General features: G+C 70.2%; 18 protein-coding genes. 7 read left to right on the top strand and 11 right to left on the bottom strand.

The window, feature by feature from the left end:
* Nucleotides 1-259 precede the first annotated feature (259 nt).
* The 7 genes from OG276_RS22185 to mscL all read left to right on the top strand — a co-directional run bounded on the left by OG276_RS22185 (nt 260) and on the right by mscL (nt 6,905).
* Nucleotides 260-1,822: a potassium/proton antiporter gene (locus tag OG276_RS22185; RefSeq protein WP_266908016.1), complete on the top strand. Its 1,563-nt coding sequence runs from the start codon at nt 260-262 to the stop codon at nt 1,820-1,822.
* Between the two features lie 365 nt (nt 1,823-2,187).
* On the top strand, nt 2,188-3,528 hold the full coding sequence (locus OG276_RS22180; protein ID WP_266908014.1) for an MFS transporter: 1,341 nt from the start codon (nt 2,188-2,190) through the stop codon (nt 3,526-3,528).
* 67 nt (nt 3,529-3,595) lie between these two features.
* Nucleotides 3,596-3,913, top strand: coding sequence for an FmdB family zinc ribbon protein (locus OG276_RS22175; RefSeq protein WP_266908012.1), 318 nt, complete (start codon nt 3,596-3,598; stop codon nt 3,911-3,913).
* Between the two features lie 98 nt (nt 3,914-4,011).
* Entirely contained in the window at nt 4,012-4,845 is an 834-nt protein-coding gene (locus OG276_RS22170) for an S-methyl-5'-thioadenosine phosphorylase (RefSeq protein ID WP_266908010.1), read from the top strand.
* A 20-nt stretch (nt 4,846-4,865) separates the two neighbouring features.
* Nucleotides 4,866-5,561, top strand: coding sequence for an orotidine-5'-phosphate decarboxylase (gene pyrF / locus OG276_RS22165; RefSeq protein ID WP_266908008.1), 696 nt, complete (start codon nt 4,866-4,868; stop codon nt 5,559-5,561).
* A gap of 144 nt (nt 5,562-5,705) precedes the next feature.
* Nucleotides 5,706-6,281, top strand: a complete 576-nt coding sequence (locus OG276_RS22160; RefSeq protein WP_266908006.1) for a hypothetical protein — start codon at nt 5,706-5,708, stop codon at nt 6,279-6,281.
* Nucleotides 6,282-6,401: 120 nt separating this feature from the next.
* Nucleotides 6,402-6,905 carry a large conductance mechanosensitive channel protein MscL gene (gene mscL, locus OG276_RS22155; RefSeq protein WP_266908004.1) on the top strand — a complete coding sequence of 168 codons (504 nt, stop codon included), beginning with the start codon at nt 6,402-6,404 and terminating at the stop codon, nt 6,903-6,905.
* Nucleotides 6,906-6,918: 13 nt separating this feature from the next.
* Here the strand turns inward: mscL and OG276_RS22150 are convergent, their stop codons facing one another.
* The 11 genes from OG276_RS22150 to OG276_RS22100 all read right to left on the bottom strand — a co-directional run bounded on the left by OG276_RS22150 (nt 6,919) and on the right by OG276_RS22100 (nt 20,379).
* Complete coding sequence (locus OG276_RS22150) at nt 6,919-7,155, bottom strand: hypothetical protein (protein WP_266908002.1); 237 nt, start codon at nt 7,153-7,155, stop codon at nt 6,919-6,921.
* A 37-nt stretch (nt 7,156-7,192) separates the two neighbouring features.
* Complete coding sequence (locus OG276_RS22145; RefSeq protein ID WP_266908000.1) at nt 7,193-8,620, bottom strand: NarK family nitrate/nitrite MFS transporter; 1,428 nt, start codon at nt 8,618-8,620, stop codon at nt 7,193-7,195.
* Nucleotides 8,621-8,622: 2 nt separating this feature from the next.
* A complete protein-coding gene (locus OG276_RS22140) occupies nt 8,623-8,991 on the bottom strand; it encodes a DUF6755 family protein (RefSeq protein WP_266907998.1) in 369 nt (122 codons plus the stop codon).
* A complete protein-coding gene (locus OG276_RS22135) occupies nt 8,988-9,671 on the bottom strand; it encodes a ubiquinol-cytochrome c reductase iron-sulfur subunit (RefSeq protein ID WP_266907996.1) in 684 nt (227 codons plus the stop codon). Before OG276_RS22135 ends, OG276_RS22140 begins: the two co-directional genes overlap by 4 nt.
* Complete coding sequence (locus tag OG276_RS22130) at nt 9,668-10,267, bottom strand: 4Fe-4S dicluster domain-containing protein (RefSeq protein ID WP_243335392.1); 600 nt, start codon at nt 10,265-10,267, stop codon at nt 9,668-9,670. The genes OG276_RS22135 and OG276_RS22130 overlap by 4 nt, the downstream gene beginning before the upstream one ends.
* A gap of 6 nt (nt 10,268-10,273) precedes the next feature.
* Nucleotides 10,274-12,604 carry a molybdopterin oxidoreductase family protein gene (locus OG276_RS22125; protein ID WP_266907994.1) on the bottom strand — a complete coding sequence of 777 codons (2,331 nt, stop codon included), beginning with the start codon at nt 12,602-12,604 and terminating at the stop codon, nt 10,274-10,276.
* On the bottom strand, nt 12,601-13,695 hold the full coding sequence (locus OG276_RS22120; protein ID WP_266907992.1) for an MFS transporter: 1,095 nt from the start codon (nt 13,693-13,695) through the stop codon (nt 12,601-12,603). The genes OG276_RS22125 and OG276_RS22120 overlap by 4 nt, the downstream gene beginning before the upstream one ends.
* A gap of 105 nt (nt 13,696-13,800) precedes the next feature.
* A complete protein-coding gene (gene pflA / locus OG276_RS22115; protein WP_266907990.1) occupies nt 13,801-14,628 on the bottom strand; it encodes a pyruvate formate-lyase-activating protein in 828 nt (275 codons plus the stop codon).
* 110 nt (nt 14,629-14,738) lie between these two features.
* Entirely contained in the window at nt 14,739-17,009 is a 2,271-nt protein-coding gene (pflB, locus tag OG276_RS22110; RefSeq protein ID WP_266907988.1) for a formate C-acetyltransferase, read from the bottom strand.
* 240 nt (nt 17,010-17,249) lie between these two features.
* Complete coding sequence (locus OG276_RS22105) at nt 17,250-18,554, bottom strand: anaerobic C4-dicarboxylate transporter family protein (protein WP_266913000.1); 1,305 nt, start codon at nt 18,552-18,554, stop codon at nt 17,250-17,252.
* A gap of 403 nt (nt 18,555-18,957) precedes the next feature.
* Nucleotides 18,958-20,379: a NarK family nitrate/nitrite MFS transporter gene (locus tag OG276_RS22100; protein WP_266907986.1), complete on the bottom strand. Its 1,422-nt coding sequence runs from the start codon at nt 20,377-20,379 to the stop codon at nt 18,958-18,960.
* Between the last annotated feature and the right edge of the window lie 99 nt (nt 20,380-20,478).

Genomic DNA, 20,478 nt, shown 5'->3' with positions numbered 1-20,478 from the left:
GGGTCGGGCTCGTGGTCCGCCCCCCTGCCCCGCCCCCTGCCGCGGCTCGTGACGAGGGGTCATGAGGACAGGGCCCCGCAGCCGTTTCACAATGTGGCTAATGAGTAAAGGGCGAGCCAAAGATTAGGTAAGGTAACGAAGTACTTGCCGACCGTGCTCGCGCCGGAACGATCCGTCAGTCCGACGTCCGCCGTTCCGCCGTCGCCTGGCACATCGAGGAAAGGGCCGCCCGCTGACTGTCCACACGCTCAATGAGCTCATGCTGGTCTGCTCGCTCGTGCTGCTCGTCGCCGTGGCGGCGGTGCGCGTCTCTTCGCGCAGCGGACTCCCCAGCCTGCTCATTTACCTCGGCATAGGCATCGCGATAGGCCAGGACGGCATCGGCAACGTCGTATTCGACAACGCCGAGCTGACCCAGGTGATCGGCTATGCGGCCCTCGTGGTGATCCTCGCCGAGGGCGGTCTGGGTACGAAGTGGAAAGAGATCAAGCCGGCCCTGCCGGCCGCGATCGTGCTGTCGCTGGTCGGCGTCGCCGTCAGCGTGAGCGTGACCGCGGCGGGCGCGCACTACCTGGTCGGCCTCGAATGGCGGCAAGCCCTGCTGATCGGCGCGGTCGTCTCCTCGACCGACGCGGCGGCCGTCTTCTCGGTCCTGCGCAAGGTCCCGCTCCCCTCCCGGATCACGGGTGTGCTGGAGGCCGAGTCCGGCTTCAACGACGCCCCCGTGGTCATCCTGGTCGTGGCCTTCGCGACCGTCGGGCCGGTCGACCAGTGGTACGTCCTCCTCGGCAAGATCGCGCTGGAACTGGCGATCGGCGTCGCCATCGGCCTGGCCGTGGGCTTCCTGGGCTCGTACGGGCTGCGGCACGTGGCACTGCCCGCCTCGGGCCTCTACCCGATCGCCGTGATGGCCATCGCGATCACCGCGTACGCGGCCGGCGCGATGGCCCACGGCTCCGGCTTCCTCGCGGTGTACCTGGCGGCGATGGTGCTCGGGAACGCGAAGCTCCCCCACTGGCCCGCCACCCGGGGTTTCGCGGACGGGCTCGGATGGATCGCCCAGATCGGCATGTTCGTCCTGCTCGGCCTGCTGGTCACCCCGCACGAGCTGGTCCACGACTTCTGGCCGGCGGTGATCATCGGGCTGGTGCTGACGATGGTGGCCCGGCCGCTGGAGGTCTTCGTCTCGCTGCTGCCCTTCCGGCTGCCCTGGCAGGAGCAGGCGCTCATGTCCTGGGCGGGCCTGCGCGGGGCCGTGCCCATCATCCTGGCGACCATCCCCATGGTGTCCGGGATCGAGGGCAGCGAGCGGGTCTTCAACATCGTCTTCGTCCTGGTCGTCGTCTACACCCTGGTCCAGGGCCCGACCCTGCCCTGGCTCGCGCGCAAGCTGAAGCTGGGCAACAACGACGAGGCCGCCTCCGACCTGGGGATCGAGTCGGCGCCGCTGGAAAAGCTGCGCGGACACCTGCTGTCCTTCGCGATCCCGCCCGCCTCGCGGATGCACGGCGTCGAGGTGAGCGAGCTTCGGCTGCCGCCCGGGGCTTCCGTCACGCTGGTCGTACGGGACGCGCGCAGCTTCGTACCGGCGCCGTCGACCGTGCTGCGGCGCGGGGACGAGCTGCTGGTGGTGGCCACGGACCCGGTGCGGGACGCGGCGGAGGCGCGGCTGCGGGCGGTGGCCCGGGGCGGCAAGCTGGCGGGCTGGCTGGGGACCGGCGGGGACGGCGCCGTGGGCGCGGCCGGGAAGGCCAAAAGCACCGGCAAGGGCACGGGCAAGAGCACCGGCAAGGGCCCTGGCAAGCGCTCCGGGAAGGGTTAGAGCGGCGCTCTAATTCTGCATTTTCGACGACTTTTGCCCGGATTCACCCCTGTTTACGTGGGGTCTGAATGCGAAGTTCCAGTTAATCGCAGGTGAAGATACGCCCTGTCGCCCGAATCACAGGGCGTATCGGTCGATCTGCCTGTACGATTAAGGAACAACACATCGAACCAACTCTGCCTGACGCAGAGCTGGCGCGACCGCAAAGCGGCCGTGGCACCCTCCCGCAGTGGGCGCCCAGGTATCACTCGGTTTTGCGCAAGAGGACAGCTCTCGGGTCTCCCACATGTACGGGTGCGATCGCTCACAAGGCGCCGCATCGTCCGCAGACGGGGAGTTCTACCAGGCAGCGGAAAGGCCAGGCCGTGACATCCGCGGTCACGACCGACAAGTCCGCCAAGTCCAGCCGACCCGGCTACGGGCAGCTCCTGCGCACGCCCGGCGCCCTCGGCTTCGTTCTCCCGGGATTCGCCGCGCGACTCCCCTTCGGCATGCTGACGATCAGCATCCTGCTGCTCGTCCAGCACACCACCGGTTCCTACGGCAGCGCCGGCATCGTCGCCGCCTTCACCGGTATCTCCATGGCCGTGTTCGCCCCGGTCATGGGCAAGCTCATCGACCGCCACGGCCAGAGCGCCGTCCTGGTCCCGGTGGCCCTCGTGCACGCCACCGCCGTCAGCTCCCTGGTGGCGTTCGCGCTGCTGGGCGCGCCCGTCTGGGCGCTCGCACTGGCGGCCGTCCCCGCCGGTGCATCCGTCCCGCAGGTCGGACCCATGGTCCGGTCCCGCTGGGCGGCCAAGCTCGAAGGCTCCCCGCTGCTGCCGACGGCCGCCGCGTTCGAGTCCGTCACCGACGAGTTCACCTTCGTCGTCGGCCCGGTGCTCGCCACCGCGCTGTGCACCGGCATCAACCCGGCGGCCGGCCTGGTCACCGAGGCCGCGCTGACCCTGATCGGCGGCCTGCTCTTCGCCGCCCAGCGCGCCACGCAGCCCAAGCCCGTCGCCCGCCCGGCGCACGGTGAGAAGCACGCTCCGGCCCTGTCCTTCCACGGACTGCGCGTCCTGATCGTCGCCTTCATCGGCATCGGCGCCGTCTTCGGCGGCATGCAGGTCTCGCTCGCCGCCTTCTCCGAGGAGATCGGCAACCCGGGCGCCAACGGTCTGCTCTACGGCGTCTTCGCCGCGGGCAACATGATCGCCGGCATCGCCTGCGGCGCGATCGCCTGGAAGATCGGCCCGCGCCGCCGCCTGATCCTCGGCTACATCGGCCTCACCGCGGCCGCCTCGGTCCTGTGGGCCGCGAACTCGATGATCCTGCTCGGCGCGCTCGGCCTGGTCGTCGGCCTGTGCATCGCCCCCGCGCTGATCACCGGCTACACCATGATCGAGAAGCTGATCCCGGCCACCTCGCGGACCGAGGCCTTCACCTGGCTCACCGGCGGCGTCGCCTTCGGGCAGGCCGGCGCCGTGACCCTGGCCGGCCGCCTGACGGACGCGCACGGGTCCTCGTACGGGTTCCTCGTGCCGATGGTGGCCACCGCGCTCGCTCTGGCCATCCTGCTGGCCCTGCGTGCGAAGCTGGCCCCGAAGGCCCCGAGTCGGATCGTCAGCTCGTCCAAGCCGGCCGCCTCGGCCACCTCCGCGGCACCCGCCGCGGGCGTGAACGAGCGTGGTCTGGGTCACCGCGTGCCGGTGACGGTGGACTGATCCGCCGGAATACGTCACCATGGAGCGTCGTTAGCACTCATTGAGTGAGAGTGCCAGGAGGAAATTCGTGCCGACCTACCAGTACCAGTGCACCGAGTGCGGTGAGGGCCTTGAGGCCGTGCAGAAGTTCACCGATGACGCGCTGACCGTGTGCCCGAGCTGTGACGGACGCCTGAAGAAGGTGTTCTCCGCGGTCGGCATCGTCTTCAAGGGATCCGGTTTCTACCGGAACGACAGCCGCGGCGCTTCGTCGAGCAGCACCCCTGCCTCGAAGCCCGCGTCGACGCCGGCCACCGCCCCGGCCGCTTCGTCGTCCTCGTCCTCGACGGCTTCGTCGTCCTCGACCTCGACCTCCTCGTCGTCGTCGAGCTCGTCGGCCGCCTGACGCGCTCCAAGGCTTCACCAGCTGCATAGCTTCATCCGAGGCCCTGCCGTCCCCATGGGACAGCGGGGCCTCGGGCGTGCCCCGTTAGGGTGGTCCGCATGGTGAATGCAGAGATCGGTGTCATCGGCGGATCGGGCTTCTACTCCTTCCTGGAGGACGTCTCCGAGATCCAGGTGGAGACGCCTTACGGGCCCCCCAGCGACTCCCTCTACCTCGGCGAGCTCGCCGGCCGGACCGTGGCCTTCCTGCCCCGGCACGGCCGCAGCCACACCGTGCCGCCGCACAAGATCAACTACCGGGCCAACCTGTGGGCGCTGCGTTCCGTGGGCGTCCGCCAGGTGCTCGGTCCCTGCGCGGTGGGCGGCCTGCGCTCCGAGTACGGCCCGGGCACCCTGCTCGTCCCCGACCAGCTGGTCGACCGTACGAAGTCCCGCGCCCAGACCTTCTTCGACGGCGAGCCGCTCCCGGACGGCTCCGTCCCCAACGTCGTGCACACCACCTTCGCCGACCCGTACTGCCCGGTGGGCCGCTCCGTGGCGCTGGCCGCGGCGCGCGGGCGCGAGTGGGAGCCGGTCGACGGCGGCACCATGGTCGTCATCGAGGGGCCCCGCTTCTCCACGCGCGCCGAGTCCCGCTGGCACGCCGCGGCCGGCTGGTCGGTGGTCGGCATGACGGGCCACCCCGAGGCGGTCCTCGCGCGCGAGCTGGGGCTCTGCTACACCTCGATGGCGCTGGTCACGGACCTGGACGCGGGCGCGGAGACGGGCGAAGGGGTCTCCCACACGGAGGTCCTCAAGGTCTTCGGCGAGAACGTCGGGCGCCTGCGCGAGGTCCTCTTCGACGCCGTGGCCGCCCTGCCCCCGACCGGGTCCCGCGCCTGCCTGTGCACCCACGCCCACGACGGCTGGGACCTGGGCATCGAGCTGCCGTAGCCGCCCCTCACACTGGCGGGGTGAACGACACCGCCGACCCCCGGATCATCGTCGCCCTCGACTTCGGCGACCTCGACGCCGCCGAGGCCCTGGTGGCACGCCTCGGTGGCGCCTGCGGGTTCTACAAGGTCGGGCTGGAGCTGCTGACCGCCGCCGGGCCCGACCTCGTCCGCGGGCTCGTCGGGCAGGGCCACGAGGTCTTCCTCGACCTGAAGCTCTTCGAGATCCCGAACTCCGTGGCCGGCGCCGTGCGCGCCGCGGGCGCGCTGGGCGTGTCCGTGGTGACCGTGCACTCCATGGGCGGTACGGGCATCATGGCGGCCGCCGTGGACGCGGCGCGGGAGTTCCCCGGGCTACGGGTGCTGGCGCTGACGGTGGTCACGAGCATGAGCGGGAGCGACCTCGCCGACATCGGGATCGGCACGGGAACCGACGAACAGGTGCTGCGGCTGGCCCGGCTGGCGGCGGAGGCCGGCTGCGACGGGGTCGTCGGATCGCCCCGGGAGGCCGGGGCGCTGCGCAAGCTCCTGGGGCCGGACCGGCTGATCGTCACGCCGGGGGTGACGCTGCCGGGCGGGGAGCCGGGCGGGCACGCCCGCGCCGACACCCCGTGGGCCGCCTTCGCGGCCGGGGCCTCGCACGTCGTGGTGGGGCGGTCGGTGACCCGGGCCGCGGATCCGGTGGCGGCGCTTCGGAGGATCGCGGTGGGGCGGTAACTCCTGCGGGCGAGAGGGATATCCACAAGCTGGGGATCCTCCACAGGGCCGAGCGGGATCCGGCGGGACGGCGGATCGTGAGGGACGTCCGGGCGCTGGGTCCGGGCTCCGGACCCCGGAACACTCCCTCAGGTGGTGGCCGTCATGACCGCGAACTCCCGCGTCCCTTCCCTCTCCTCCCTCTCCTCACCCCATACGCACACCCCGGTGCGCGCCTCCCCCGTCCCCCGGCACCCCTCTTCCGCTCCGTGTCCCCCCGCGCGCTCCGTTCCCCTCTTCGCCCCGCTCCGCGTGGGGCGGGCCGGGGACCGGCTGCGCAGGGCGGTGCGGCGCCGGCGGCGCGGGGCGGCGGCCGGGCTGGCCGTCGTGGCGGCCGTACTGGCGGTGGGCGGCACCGAGGCGCGGGCCTCGCGGGGCTCCGCACCGCCCGCGGCGCAGCCGCCTCCGGCGGCGGTGCGGCTGGTGTCGGCGCCGGTGCGCATCGCGGACGCGGCGACGGTGCGGCTGCTGCGGCCCGGGGACCGGGTGGACGTGGTCGCCTCGGAGCGCGGCGGGCCGCCCCGGGTGGTGGCGGCGGGGGCCCGGGTCGCCGAAGTACCCGCTCCGGAGCCGGGCGTTGGGGACGGCGGGGCGCTGGTGGTGCTGTCCGTTCCCCGGGACACCGCGCGGGCTCTCGTGGGGGCGGGGACCGTTTCCCGACTGGCGGTGACGTTGTGTTGAATCGTACGAACGTGCGGACAAGTCACCGTGGGGGGAGGGTCGATTGGACACCCATGACCCAAACTGCCGTAGCTTTCGGAACCGTTGGCTCCATGTTCGGCAGATACGAAGAAAGGCTCAGTGGTGAGCGAGAAGAAGAAGGTGAGCGTGCTGGAAGGCTTCAAGGCCTTCCTGATGCGCGGCAACGTGGTCGACCTGGCGGTGGCCGTGGTCATCGGCGCCGCGTTCACGAACATCGTGAATTCTGTCGTGAAGGGCCTCATCAGCCCGGTGATCGGCCTCGTCGGCACGCAGAGTCTGGACGCCTACAAGACCTGCATCAAGGAACCCTGCGGGGTCGGCACGGACGGCAAGCCGACGGGCGTGGAGCTCCTCTGGGGCTCCGTGCTCAACGCCGCGCTGACCTTCCTGATCACCGCCGCGGTCGTGTACTTCCTCATGGTGCTGCCGATGTCGAAGTACCTCGCCCGGCAGGAGGCGCGCCGCAAGGCCAAGGAAGGCGTCCAGGAGACCATGGAGATCACCGAGCTGGTGGTCCTCAAGGAGATCCGCGACGAGCTGATCGCCCAGCGCGGCGCGGGTGGCGGGAACGTCCACCCCGACGCCCCGAGCCCCCGGCTCTAGGCGGGCTCCGCGGTCAGACGTGGTGCGGGGGCTTCTCGTCGAGGAAGCGGGCCAGGTCGGCCGCGCTTCCGCCGGCGGGCGGCCGCTCGCCCCAGCCCCGGTCGGTGTCGTCCGAGGACTGCTGGTCCAGCGGGTCTCCGAAGTCCAGCCGCGGCTTGGGCCGGTCCTTCGGCTGCGGCTGGGACTCGGCCGCGGGCTCCGGCCGTGCGGACTTCGGGGCGTGCGGGTCGGTGGCGGGGGCGTCGCTCATGCCTCCAGGGTACGGCCGCCCCCGCCACCGGCCCCGCTCAGCTGGGAGCCTCGGCGCCCTTGCGGGCGTAGAACCAGTAGCAGACCACCAGGCACGTGGCGTAGAAGCCGATGAAGATCCACAGTGCGTTGGTGACGGCCATGGCCGCGAACATCGCGGGGATGAAGAAGAAGCCGTAGGCGGCGATGGCCGAGGAGAAGCCGGTGACGGCTCCCGACTCCATCTCCGACTGCTTCAGCGCCGCGGCCTGCGCCTCGGGACCCTTGCCCTCGGCCTGCTTCATGTGGTGGTCCCGGAAGATCACCGGGATCTGCCGGAAGGTCGAGCCGTTGCCCAGGCCGGAGAAGGCGAAGGCCACCAGGAAGCCGATGTAGAAGGGCCAGAAGTTGCCCTCCTGGCCTCCGGCCGGAAGCGCGAAGATGACCACGACGAGGGCCGCCGCCATGCCGACGAAGGACAGGATCGTGACCCTGGCTCCGCCGATCTTGTCCGAGAGCCAGCCGCCGCCCCAGCGCGTGAGGGCCCCGATGAACGGGCCGATCCAGGCGTAGGTGGTGGCCTGGTAGCCCTGCCCCTCGAAGTTGTTCTTGATCAGCAGCGGCAGGGCGGCCGCGAAGCCGATGAAGGACCCGAAGGTGCCGACGTAGAGCCAGGTCATCAGCCAGTTGTGCTTGCGCTTGAAGATGATCTTCTGCTGGCTGAAGGGGGCCGCGGCCACCTTCAGGTCGTTCATCAGGAACCAGGCGGCCAGGGCCATGATGACCAGCAGCGGCACCCAGAGGAAGGCGCCGTTCTGCAGCCAGACGTCGGTGTTCTTCTTCGCGTCGCGCTGCGGGCCGCCGGCGGGGGCACCCAGCACGGCGGCGGTGACCACCAGCGGGGCGACCAGCTGGACCACGCTCACACCGAGGTTGCCGAGCCCGCCGTTGAGGCCGTTGGCGCTGCCCTTCTCCCGCTTGGGGAAGAAGAAGCCGATGCTCGCCATCGAGGAGGCGAAGTTCGCGCCGCCGATGCCGCACACGGCCGCAATCAGGGCCAGCTCCCAGTACGGCGTACCGGTGTCCTGGAGCGCGAAGCCCAGCCACAGCATCGGCGCGATCAGGATGATCGTGCTGAAGGCGGTGAACTTCCGCTCGCCGAACATCGGCCCGATGAAGGTGTAGAGGATCCGGAAGGTGCCGCCGGTGATGCCGGGGATGGCGGTCAGCCAGAACAGCTGCGACTTCGAGAAACCGAAGCCGACGTCGTTCAGCCTGACCACGGTCACCGACCAGACCTGCCAGACCACGAAGCCGAGCATCAGGGCCGGGATCGAGACCCAGAGGTTGCGCTGGGCGACCCGGTGGCCCTTGGACTGCCAGAAACCCTCGTCCTCGGGCCGCCAGTCGGCGATGGTGGCGCCGGGCTTGTAGCTCTCGGCGCGGTGGCTGCGGGGCGCCGGCGGAGTCGGCGTGGGTATCGACATGGTCATCGGTCCTTCGGGTCGAGGAGCCACAGTCCGATCACGACGAGGAAGGACAGGATCAGGAATCCCGCTCCCCACCAGGCCGTTCCGGTGTTTCCCTTCATCCACTCGTTGACGGTCACGGTGAGTGCCCAGAGCTGGCCGATCACGACCGTGAGGGCCAGGGTGAGGCGCGCGTTGAGCCGTGAGGAGCGCTCGGGCTCCTGCTCGGTGCCGGCTCCCGGTCCCGGGCCCGTGCTCCGGACCCGGGGGTCCCCGTACCCGCTGGTGGAGCGGATCTGCGGGTACCGCTCGCGCACCGGGCGGTTGAGCCGGGGCTGGTCGCTGCCCGGGTGGTACTCCGGGCGGGGCGGCAGCGGTGTCTCGCTCATGTGGGCCTCCTCTCGGTGGTGCTCGCCCGGGCCGAGCCGGGGCAGCCCAGGCGGGCGGACTCGGCCGGGTGGGAGTCGCCGAACTGCCGGCAGAGCGCGTCCTTGGCCGGCTCTCCCGACCGTGCGGTGGCCACGGCCCAGACACTGCCGTCGGCCTGCTCGGTCAGGTAGATCTTCGGCAGCGGGCGCGGCGGCGGACCGGCCGTCACCTCGCCGGTGCGGGCGTCGAAGACACCCTCGTGGCAGGGGCAGTACAGCTCCCCGTCGGGGCCCCGGTCCTCGCGCCACAGCACCCCGCAGGCCAGGTGGGTGCAGACGGCGGAGTAGCCCACGAGGGAGCCGTCCCCGAGGCGCACGGCCAGGGCCCGGTCCTCCTCGCCCGGGAACCTGAAGGCCACGGACTGGCCGGGGGGCAGCAGGTCGGCGACCTTCTTCGGATCGGGCAGGCCCTCGTTGTCGCCGTGCCGGTGCAGGATGCCGGCGGCCACGCCGACACCGCCGATGGCCAGGCCTCCGGAGACGGTGGCGACGATCCGCAGGTAATCACGGCGGGTGGTCAGGGAATCGGCGCTGATCCGGTCGCGCAGCTGCTCGATCGCGGCGTCGGCGGCCGCCCCGCCGTCCGCATGACCGTCGCCCTGACGCCCTGGGTGCGGAGGGGGCTGCTCGGTGACGCTCATCGGACGTCCCTTCCGTTGATCTCGACGACGGGCAGGCCGCCGGGGACGGGCCACTGGACCTTGTCGGCGGGGACGACCATGGCCACGCCGGTCTGGACGACGACGTCGCCGAAGACGAAGGAGTCGGCGACCTGCACGCCGGGGCGCTCCGCCTGGAGCTCTTCGAGGGTTCCGTAGAAGAGGGCCCCGGTCGGGCAGACGGTCGCGCACATCGGGGCGAGGCCGTAGGCGGTGCGGTCGTAGCAGAGGTTGCACTTCATCTGCAGCTTCGCCTGGAGGTCGATCTTCGGGATGCCGAAGGGGCAGGCGTTGACGCAGTTGGAGCAGCCGATGCAGCGGGTGGTGTCGGCCTGCTGGACCACCCCGTCGGCGGTCACCAGGATCGCGTCGGCGGGACAGACCTCGGCGCAGGGTGCGACCGGGTCCTCGCAGTGCATGCAGACGCTGGGGAGGGAGGCGACGGACATGCCGGGTTCGGTGTAGTCCAGGTGGATCATCGATTTGCCGCGGTGCGAATCGCACTCGCGGCAGGCCGATACGCACGCCTGGCAGCCGATGCAGCGACCCGGGTCGATGAAGATCGTGCGGCCCATCATGGCGGGTCAGCTCCTCTCCGCCGTGCCACGGCCCTGCGGGGACGTGGGGGGCAGGGGGTCGGTGCGGGAGACCTGGGCTTCCGGATAGGCCTCGCGCCCCGGCGGGGTGGGCGGGGCGGGGACCTCGTCGACCCGCTCGGCGGCCTCGATCCGGGCGGCGCAGACCTTGTACTCGGGGATCTTCGAGCGGGGGTCGAGGGCGTCGATGGTCAGGGCGTTCGCGGACGTCGGGACGGGCCAGTGGTACGGGATGAAGACGGTGTCGGGCCGGATCGCCTCGGTGACCAGGGCCGGGAACACCTCGCTGCCGCGCCGGGTGACCACCCGGACCGGTTCGCCGTTGCGGAAGCCGTGCGAGGGGTGGACCTCCACCCAGGGGCGGGGGGTCTGCTCGACGAGGGCGCCCAGGCGGCGGGTCTGGTTGCCGGAGAGGAAGTGCGCGACGGTGCGGCCGGTGGTGAGGGAGAGGGGGAATTCCTCGGTGTAGGCGTCCATGGGCGGATGCCATTCCACGACCTGCATGTGGATCTTGCCGTCGGGGTGGTAGGTCCGGCCGTCCTCGAACAGCCGGGGGGTGCCCGGGTGCTCGGTGGAGGGGCAGGGCCAGACGATCCCGCCCGTCTCGTCGAGGCGTTCGTAGGTGATGCCGTAGTAGTCGTTGACCGTGCCGGCGGAGGCGACGCGCAGCTCCTCGAACACCTCGCGGGAGCCGGGGAAGTCGAAGTGCTTCCCGGCTCCGAGCCGCCGGGCGAGCTCGCAGATGACCCAGGTGTCGGTCCGCACCCCGGCGGGGGGTTCCTGGGCCTTGTTGTGCTTGACCACGCGGGCCTCGGCGTTGGCCATCACGCCCTCGTCCTCGGCCCAGGTGGTGACGGGGAAGACCACGTGGGCGTTGGCCGCGGTCTCGGAGAGGAAGAAGTCGAACTGGGCGTGGAACTCGGCGGTGTCGTAGCCGTCCTTGACCACCGCGTAGTTGGGGAGGGAGACGAAGGGGTTGTTGCAGATGCCGATGAGCCCGCGGATCTCCCGCCGCTGCATCTGCCAGACCATCTCCATCATGGAGGTGCCGGCGCCGGGGAGTTCGGACTCCTCGATGCCCCAGATCTGGCAGATCTGCTTGCGGTGCTCCGGGTTGGTGATGGAGCGGCCGCCGGGCAGCAGGTCGGACTTCTGGCCGTGCTCGCGACCGCCCTGGCCGTTGCCCTGGCCGGTGATGGTGCCGTAGCCGGCTCCGGGCTTGCCGATGTGTCCGGTGGCCACGCACAGGTTGATGACGGACAGGCAGTTCTCGACGCCCTGGGAGTGGTGCTCGATGCCCCGGGCGTGCCAGGCCATGGCCTTGTCCGCACCGGCGAAGACGCGTGCCACCTGGACGATCTGCGAGGCCGGTACCCCGCAGATCTCCGCGGAGCGGGAGGGCGGGTACTCGGCGACGGTCTTCTTGACCTCGTCCCAGCCGGTGGTGTTCGCCGCGATGTAGGCCTCGTCGGTGAGGCCTTCGGAGATGACCACGTTCAGCACGGCGTTGAAGAAGGCCGAGTCGGTGCCGGGCTTGATCGCGACGTGGATGTCGGCGGTGCGGGCGATGGCCGTCTCGCGCGGGTCGATCACGATGAGCGAGGCGCCGCGGTCCCGTGCGCCCCACAGGTACTGGGTCATCACGGGGAAGCACTCCCCCACGTTCGACCCGGCGATGAGCAGGCAGTCGGTGAGGAGGATGTCGGAGAAGGGGTTGCCGGCCCGGTCGATGCCGAAGGCCAGCTTGTTGGCTCCGGCGGCGCTGACCATGCACAGGCGGCCGTTGTAGTCGACGTGCTTGGTCTTCAGGGCGACCCGGGCGAACTTGCCGACCAGGTAGGTCTTCTCGGAGAACAGGCTGGCTCCGCCCAGCAGCCCGAAGGCGTCGTTGCCGTGGGCCTCCTGGATGCGCCGGATCTCCGAGACGGTGAAGTCCAGGGCCTCGTCCCAGGAGCACTCCTTGAACTCCTCGTCCCGGGAGCGCCGCATCAGCGGGGCGGTCAGCCGGTCGGGGTGGTTGACCTGCTGGTAGGCGTTGATGCCCTTGGGGCACAGCCGCATCCGGTTGATGTCGTGGTTGCGGGGCTCCACGCCGAAGACCTTGCCGCCCTTGTCCACGCGCAGGTACATCCCGCACTGCACCCCGCAGAAGCAGCAGTGGGTGGGGACGAGGGTCTCGCCGTTCTGGTCGGCGTGCCACTTGTCGGCGGGGATGCCGCCGGCGTCGCGGAAGTTGCGGGTGCCGGGCGGGGCGATGGAGGGGTCGATGGAAATGCTCACGGGCCGGGACGCGGCCTTGGCGGGGTCGGTCGCGGTCACTTGAAGCCCTTCTTCACATGGGTCAGGTAGGCGTTGCCGCGCAGGACCCGCTTGCAGCGCGGGCAGTACTCGGCCCAGGCGTCGAAGTCGAGCTTCAGGTCCTTCATCGTGCCGCGCAGGTTCTCCACGTAGGGCGCGGTGTCGATGGGCTCCTCGCAGCGCTTGCAGAGGAAGACCTGCTCGTCCTGGCGGGCCGTGTACTTGAAGAGCTGCATGCCGACGGCGGCCGGGCGCTGGACGATGTGGAAGAACTTCCCGAACGGGATGTAGATGAGGGTGAACACCACCGACACCATGTGCAGGATCGCGAGGAACTCGTATCCGCCGCCGTGCAGGAAGATCGAGGAGAAGGTCAGCAGCAGACCGGTCACGGAGATGACGATCAGGCAGATCAGCGGCAGCAGGTCGTAGGCGAAGCGCTGGCCGGTCATGGCTCCGCGGTCCTTCATCCGCCGGTACAGGAAGTACGAGGCGCCGGGGATGACGAGGACGGCGGCGATGTCCAGGCCGTGGAACATCAGCCAGCCCAGGATGTTCAGCGAGTTGAAGCCGAGGACCTTGATGCCCCAGATCCGCATCTCGTACCCGGGGCCCGTCGCGCTGTCGCCGGTGAAGGTGAACCAGCCCCAGGTCAGCGGGAAGGTGATCGCCGCGGCGAGCAGGCAGCCCCAGAACATCAGCTGGTGGGCGATCCAGCGGGGGCGCGAGCGGGCGCCGAGGAACTTCTGGAAGCCCAGGTAGGTGGCGATCATCTTCGGCACGGCGGTGGGCGCCTTGCGGAAGTTGTCGGCCGAGAAGAAGCTGCCGAAGCCCTTTTTGAACAGGCGGCGCGCGCCGGGGGCCGAGACCCACACGGTGTACCGGTAGGCCACGCCGAAGGCCAGGAAGACGGTGGCGACGGCGTAGGGCAGCAGGGCCGAGTCGAAGTCCCGCAGCAGCCTGCTGCCGAGCACGATCGCGACGATGAGCAGGAGCGAGACGACGGTGCCGGCCAGGGTGGCCCGTGCGGTGACGGACCGCCCGGCCGGCGGCGGGGTCTCGGGCGCCGGTGGAGGCGGCGCGGCGTCGATGACATCTGAGGGCTCGGACACAGCACCACGCTAGGTGGTCTGTACCGATTCGGCCCGTTATATGGAGCTTACGGGTGCGCCGTTCGAGTGATGACTCGGGCGGGCCCGCGCGCGGGCCCGCACCGCTCAGACCGCGTTCAGTCCCTGCGCGGCGAAGATCGCCTTCGCCTCGGCGACCTGTGCGGCGCTCGGCGACGGCGTGTCGTGGAGGGTGAACTTCATGTCGAGCGCCTCCCACTTGCTCTCGCCGAGCTTGTGGAAGGGCAGTACGTCGACCCGCGAGACGTTGCCGAGGGTGGCGGCGAAGGCGGCGACGCCCTCGACGTTCTCCGTGGCGTCGGTCAGTCCCGGCACCAGCACGAACCGCAGGTGCACCTCCTTGCCGAGGTCGGCGAGGCGGCGGGCGAAGTCCAGGGTCGGCTCCAGCGGGCGGCTGGTCACCTTCTTGTACGTCTCGCGGTCCCAGGACTTGATGTCGAGGAGCACCAGGTCCACGTCGCGCAGCAGCGCGTCGGTGGCGCGGGCCCCGAGGAAGCCGGAGGTGTCCAGGGCGGTGTGCAGTCCGAGGTCGTTCTTCATCCGGTGCAGCAGTTCGCCCGCGAAGACGGGCTGGAGCAGCGGCTCGCCGCCGGAGATGGTGGCGCCGCCGCCGGAGGCGGAGATGAACTTGGTGTACTTGCGGGCCTCGGCGATGACGTCGTCGGCCGAGGTGCGCTTGCCGTTGCGCATCCGCATGGTGTCGGGGTTGTGGCAGTACAGGCAGGTCAGCGGGCAGCCGGACAGGAAGGTGACGAACCGGGTCCCGGGGCCGTCGACCCCGGTGGACAGGTCCCAGGAATGCACCGTGCCCTCGCTCGGCCGCTGCGTCGCGGCGGCGGCGGGCGTCTGGCCGGCGCTCACGCTGATCGCGTTGGCGTGGCCGACGGGGAGGCTCGTACCGAAGAGGACGGTCATGGCAGGTGCTCCAGCTTCCAGATTCCGTGGGCTGATCTGGTGACGCGCGGTCCCGGGGCCGGGCGAGGGCCGGCCCCGGGCCGCGCGTGCTCGTGGGTCTCTCCGAGGGGTCAGAGAGAGCCGTGGAAGGTGCGGTTCAGCACATCGAGCTGCTGAGCGCGCGTGAGGCGGACGAAGTTCACCGCGTATCCGCTGACGCGGATGGTGAGCTGCGGGTAGTTCTCGGGGTGCTCCATGGCGTCCATGAGCGTGTCGCGGTTGAGCACGTTCACGTTCATGTGGAAGCCGTCGACCGCCATGTAGCCGTCGAGGACGCCCGCCAGGTTCTTGATCCGCTCCTCGGGGGTGCGGCCCAGGCCGTCGGGGGTGACGGTGTTGGTCAGCGAGATGCCGTCCTCGGCATCCTCGTACGGGAGCTTCGCGACCGACAGCGCCGAGGTGACGTAGCCGTGGGTGTCGCGGCCGTTCATCGGGTTGGCGCCCGGGGAGAAGGGCTCGCCGGCGCGGCGTCCGTCCGGCGTGTTGCCGGTCTTCTTGCCGTAGACCACGTTCGAGGTGATGGTCAGCACCGACTGGGTGTGCTCGGCTCCGCGGTACGTGGGGTGCTTGCGGATCTTCTTCATGAACTCCTCGACCAGCCAGACGGCGATCGAGTCGACGCGGTCGTCGTTGTTGCCGTAGGCCGGGTAGTCGCCCTCGATGGTGTAGTCGGTGGCGAGGCCGGTCTCGTCGCGCACGGCGGTGACCTTGGCGTACTTGATGGCGGCCAGCGAGTCGGCGGCGACCGAGAGGCCGGCGATGCCGCAGGCCATGGTGCGGCGCACGTCGCGGTCGTGGAGCGCCATCTCGATGCGCTCGTAGGCGTACTTGTCGTGCATGTAGTGGATGACGTTCAGGGCGTGGACGTAGGTGTCGGCGAGCCATTCCATCTGCTCGTCGAACTTGGCCATGACCTGGTCGTAGTCCAGCACCTCGGAGGTGAGGGCTCCGGTGGACGGGCCGACCTGGGCGCCGGACTTCTCGTCGCGGCCGCCGTTGATCGCGTAGAGCAGGGTCTTGGCGAGGTTCACGCGGGCGCCGAAGAACTGCATCTGCTTGCCGACCGGCATCGCCGAGACGCAGCAGGCGATGGCGGTGTCGTCGCCGAAGCGCGGGCGCATCAGCTCGTCGGACTCGTACTGCACCGAGGAGGTGTCGATCGAGACCCGGGCGCAGAACTCCTTGAAGCCCTGCGGCAGCTGGGGGGACCAGAAGACGGTCATGTTCGGCTCGGGGGCCGGGCCGAGGTTGTAGAGGGTGTGGAGGTAGCGGAACGAGGTCTTGGTGACCAGCGGACGGCCGTCCTCGCCCATGCCGGCGATCGACTCGGTGACCCAGGTGGGGTCGCCGGAGAAGAGCTCGTCGTACTCCGGGGTGCGCAGGAAGCGGACGATGCGGAGCTTGATGATGAAGTCGTCGACCAGCTCCTGGGCCTGCTCCTCGGTGAGGATGCCGGCCTCGATGTCGCGCTGGAGGTAGACGTCGATGAAGGTGGAGGTGCGGCCGAGCGACATGGCCGCGCCGTTCTGCTCCTTCACGGCGGCCAGGTACGCGAAGTACAGCCACTGGATGGCCTCGCGGCCGGTGGTGGCCGGGCCGGAGATGTCGCACCCGTAGGAGGCGGCCATCGCCTTGAGCTCGGCGAGGGCGCGGATCTGCTCGGAGAGCTCCTCGCGCAGGCGGATCGTCTCCTCCAGCGAGCGGTTGCCCGCGGGGAGGGAGTTGATCTCCTCCTTCTCCTCCTTCTTGACGGCGATGAGGCGGTCGACGCCGTAGAGGGAGACGCGGCGGTAGTCGCCGATGATGCGGCCGCGGCCGTACGCGTCCGGCAGGCCGGTCACGATGCCGGCCTTGCGGGCGGCGCGGATGTCGGGGGTGTACGCGCCGAAGACACCGGCGTTGTGGGTCTTGCGGTACTCCGTGAAGACCTTCTCCAGGTCGTCGGAGACCGGGTAGCCGTAGGTCTCCAGGGCGCCGGCGACCATGCGCCAGCCGCCGTAGGGCATGATCGCGCGCTTGAGCGGGGCGTCCGTCTGGAGGCCGACGATCAGGTCCTTGTCGCGGTCGATGTAGCCGGGGGCGTGCGCGGTGATCGACGACGGGATGTCGTACGAGACGTCGTAGACGCCCTTCTCGCGCTCCTCCGGGAACTTGTCCGTGATCGCCTTCCACACGGCGGTGGTGCGCTCGGTGGGGCCGGCGAGGAAGGTGTCGTCACCCTCGTACGGCGTGTAGTTCTGCTGGATGAAGTCGCGGACGTCGATGGCGTCGCGCCACAGACCGCCCTTGAAGCCGTTCCAGGCTTCGCCGTTCTTCGTGGTTTCCGCAGGGGTGGCAGTCATCGCCCGCACCTTCCGAGTCGCCTCATTGCTTGTATCCATTGCACGCCTTTTGATCGATCATTTGGCGCCGCGTTGGTCCCGAGCTGGGGCCCGAAAGTCCCCTGATCCCCAGCCCCAAGGGTCTCCCATCACGCCTGACCTGGCACTTTGGGCAGGTCAAAGGTCCGTCGTGCGCTTGTGAAAACTTTCACAAGATTCTCGGAAAAGCCTGGCGGGACAGGCGGGAGGGGGCCGGGCCGGTCAGACAATCTGAACCAGAGCGAAGCCTGTGGATACCGCGACGCACGTGGTGATCAGGCCGGGCAGCATGAAGGAGTGGTTGACGACGAAGCGGCCGACGCGGGTGGTGCCGGTCCTGTCGAAGTTGATCGCCGCGATGAAGGTGCCGTAGGTGGGGAGGAGGAAATAGCCGTTCACGGCGGGCCACATCGCGATGAGGAGGGGGGCCGGGATACCGAGGGCGAGCCCGAGGGGCATCAGCGCCTTGGTGGTCGTGGCCTGGCTGAACAGCAGCGCGGAGAGGAGCAGCAGCATGATCGCGAAGAACCACGGGTGGTCCTGTGCGACCCCGCCGAGCGCACCGGTGATCCGGGTCTCGTTGGCGCCGATGAAGGACAGCCCCAGCCACGACAGCCCGAAGACCCCGATGACGGCGACGAGACCGGACTTGGCCACGTCCGTGCCGGGTATCCGCTTGGCGTCGACCTTGCACAGCAGCAGGATCAGCGCGGCCACGGCCATCATCAGGATCTCGATGGTGGCGGGCATCGAGAGCGGCCCCTTGGCCGTCTCGGGGCGCAGCGCCGGGAAGAGTCCGCTGAGGACGACGGCTACGGTCCCGCCGAGGAAGAGGTACGCCGACCAGCGCGCCCGCGGCCGCAGCGGCGGGGCGGCCTCCGCCGGGGCCGGGGCCTCGATCTCACCGGCGGCCAGCCGGCGCAGGTACTCGGCGTCCTGTCCCAGCTCCTTGCCGATCCGGGACTGCACGGTGGCGGCGACGAGCACGCCCAGCAGCGTGGACGGCACGGCGACGGCCATGATCCGCGGCAGGTTCCAGCCGTCCCCGTCGAACATCACGATCATGGCGGCCATGGCCGCGGAGACGGGCGAGGCGGTGATACCGAAGGTCGCCGCGATGGAGGCGACCGCGATGGGCCGCTCGGGGCGGACACCGCCCTCGCGGGCCACGTCGTGGATGACGGGGAGCAGGGGGTAGAAGACGTGGGCGGTGCCGGCGCCCAGGGTGAAGACCCACGACACGAGGGGAGCCACGTAGACCACCCGGCTGGGCTTGCGGCGGATCGCCTTCTCGGCCAGTCCGACGAGGTAGTCGATGCCGCCGGCCGCCTCCATCGCGGCAGCGGCCATGATCACCGCGAGGATGATCAGCATGACGTCGACGATGCCCGAGGTGTCGGCGGGGGTGACCCCGAAGAACGTCGCGAGCACGAAGACCCCGACGGCCCCCCAGAGTCCCATGGCCACCCCGCCCTTACGGGACCCGAGGGCGATGGCCGCCACCATGACGGCGAGCTGCAGGAACATGCCGAGCACGGGCGTGGCCTTTCAGTCTGTGGGGGCCGATCCAGCCCCTGCGGCGTTTGAGGAGCGGGGGTCCGGGGCTGGCCCCCGGCAACGGCGCCGCGGTCGGGGACGGGCGCAGCCCATGTCCGGGGGCGGGTCGGGTCCGGTCCGGTCCGGTCCGGGGCGGTGGCCGGGTCTCAGCCCGGGGCGGGGGCCGAGTCTCAGCCCGGGGCGGGGGCCGAGTCTCAGCCCGGGGCGGGGGCCGAGTCTCAGCCCGGGGTGGGGTCGGGTTGGGGCCCGGGCTGGGGCCCGGGCTGGGGCCCGGGCTGGGGCCCGGGCGGGCCGCGAGAAGCCCGGGCGGGTCCGGGTCACGCTCGCGCAGCGACCCCGCACCCCACCCGGGCTGACAGCCAGGGGCCGAGGCCTAGCTGGGCGCCTCCGCGCCCTTGCGGGCGTAGAACCACCAGGCCACGACGACGCAGCTGGCGTAGAAGGCGACGAAGCCCCACATCGCGCTGGTCACGGCGAAGTTGGCGAACATCGCCGGGATGAAGAAGAAGCCGTAGGCGGCGATGGCCGCGGTGAAGCCGGTCACCGCGCCCGACTCGATCTCCGCCTGCTTCAGCGCCTTCGCGTACCGCGGGGTGCCCTCCGTCAGGCCCGCGAGGTGCTGGCCGCGGAAGATGACCGGGATCTGGCGGAAGGTCGAGCCGTTGCCGATGCCCGAGAAGAAGAACGCCGAGAGGAAGCAGAAGAAGAAGCCGTAGAAGGAGCCCTGGTCGGAGCCCACCGGAAGGAAGGTGATCACGCCGATGATCGACGCGCCCATGCCCACGAAGGACAGGATCGTCACCCGCGCGCCGCCGAACTTGTCGGCGATCCAGCCGCCGGCCCAGCGGGCCAGCGCGCCGAGCGCCGGGCCCATCCAGGCGTAGGTGGCCACGGAGTACGCCGGGAAGGTCGTCTTGATGAGCAGCGGGAGCGCCGCCGCGAAACCGATGAAGGAGCCGAAGGTGCCGACGTAGAGCCAGGTCATCAGCCAGTTGTGCTTGCGCTTGAAGATGATCTTCTGCTGGCTGAAGGGGGTGGAGGCCACCTTCAGGTCGTTCTGGCCGAACCAGGCGACGGCCGCGAGGACGATCAGGACCGGCACCCAGACGAACGCGGCGTTCTGGAGGTAGATCTCCGAGCCGTCGGCCTTCTTCTGGCCCGAGCCGATGGCCAGGACCGAGGTGGTGATCAGGATGGGGGTGAGCAGCTGGACCACCGAGACGCCCAGGTTGCCCAGGCCGCCGTTGATGCCGGTCGCGTTGCCCTTCTCCTGCTTCGGGTAGAAGAAGCCGATGTTGGCCAGGGAGGAGGAGAAGTTGGCGCCGCCGATGCCGCAGAGCGCGGCGATGGCGACCAGCGTGGTGTAGGAGGTGGTGGGGTCCTGCACCGCGAAGCCCAGCCACAGCAGCGGCACGATCAGGATGACCGTGGAGAGCGCCGTGAAGCGGCGCTGGCCGATCATCGGGCCGATGAAGGTGTAGAGGATGCGGGCGGTGCCGCCCGTGATGCCGGGGACGGCCGTCAGCCAGAACAGCTGGGACTGCGAGAAGCCGAAGCCGACGTCCTTGAGGTTGGTCGCCGTGATGCTCCAGACCTGCCAGACCACGAAGGCCACCAGCAGGGCCGGCACCGCGATCCACAGGTTGCGGGTGGCGACCTTCTTGCCCGTGGTCTGCCAGAAGGACGGATCCTCGGGCGTCCACTCCGTGATGGTGCGACCGGGGCGGTACTGCGCCGGGTCGGGCGCCTGCACTCGGGCGGTCGCCGCGCGCGCTTCCTGCTTGGCGGAACTCATGGCATGTCCTGAACGTTCGGAGGGGTTGAGAAGAATGAAGCTGAAAGCCCTGACCTTCTTAGGGTCCGCCTACAGGGGCGCCCCGCATCAGGGGAGAAC

The sequence above is a fragment of the Streptomyces sp. NBC_00086 genome (genome assembly GCF_026343255.1).
Lineage (GTDB): Bacteria > Actinomycetota > Actinomycetes > Streptomycetales > Streptomycetaceae > Streptomyces.
The sequence above is the reverse complement of the archived record's forward strand: the minus strand, read 5'-3'. Positions and strand labels throughout refer to the sequence as shown.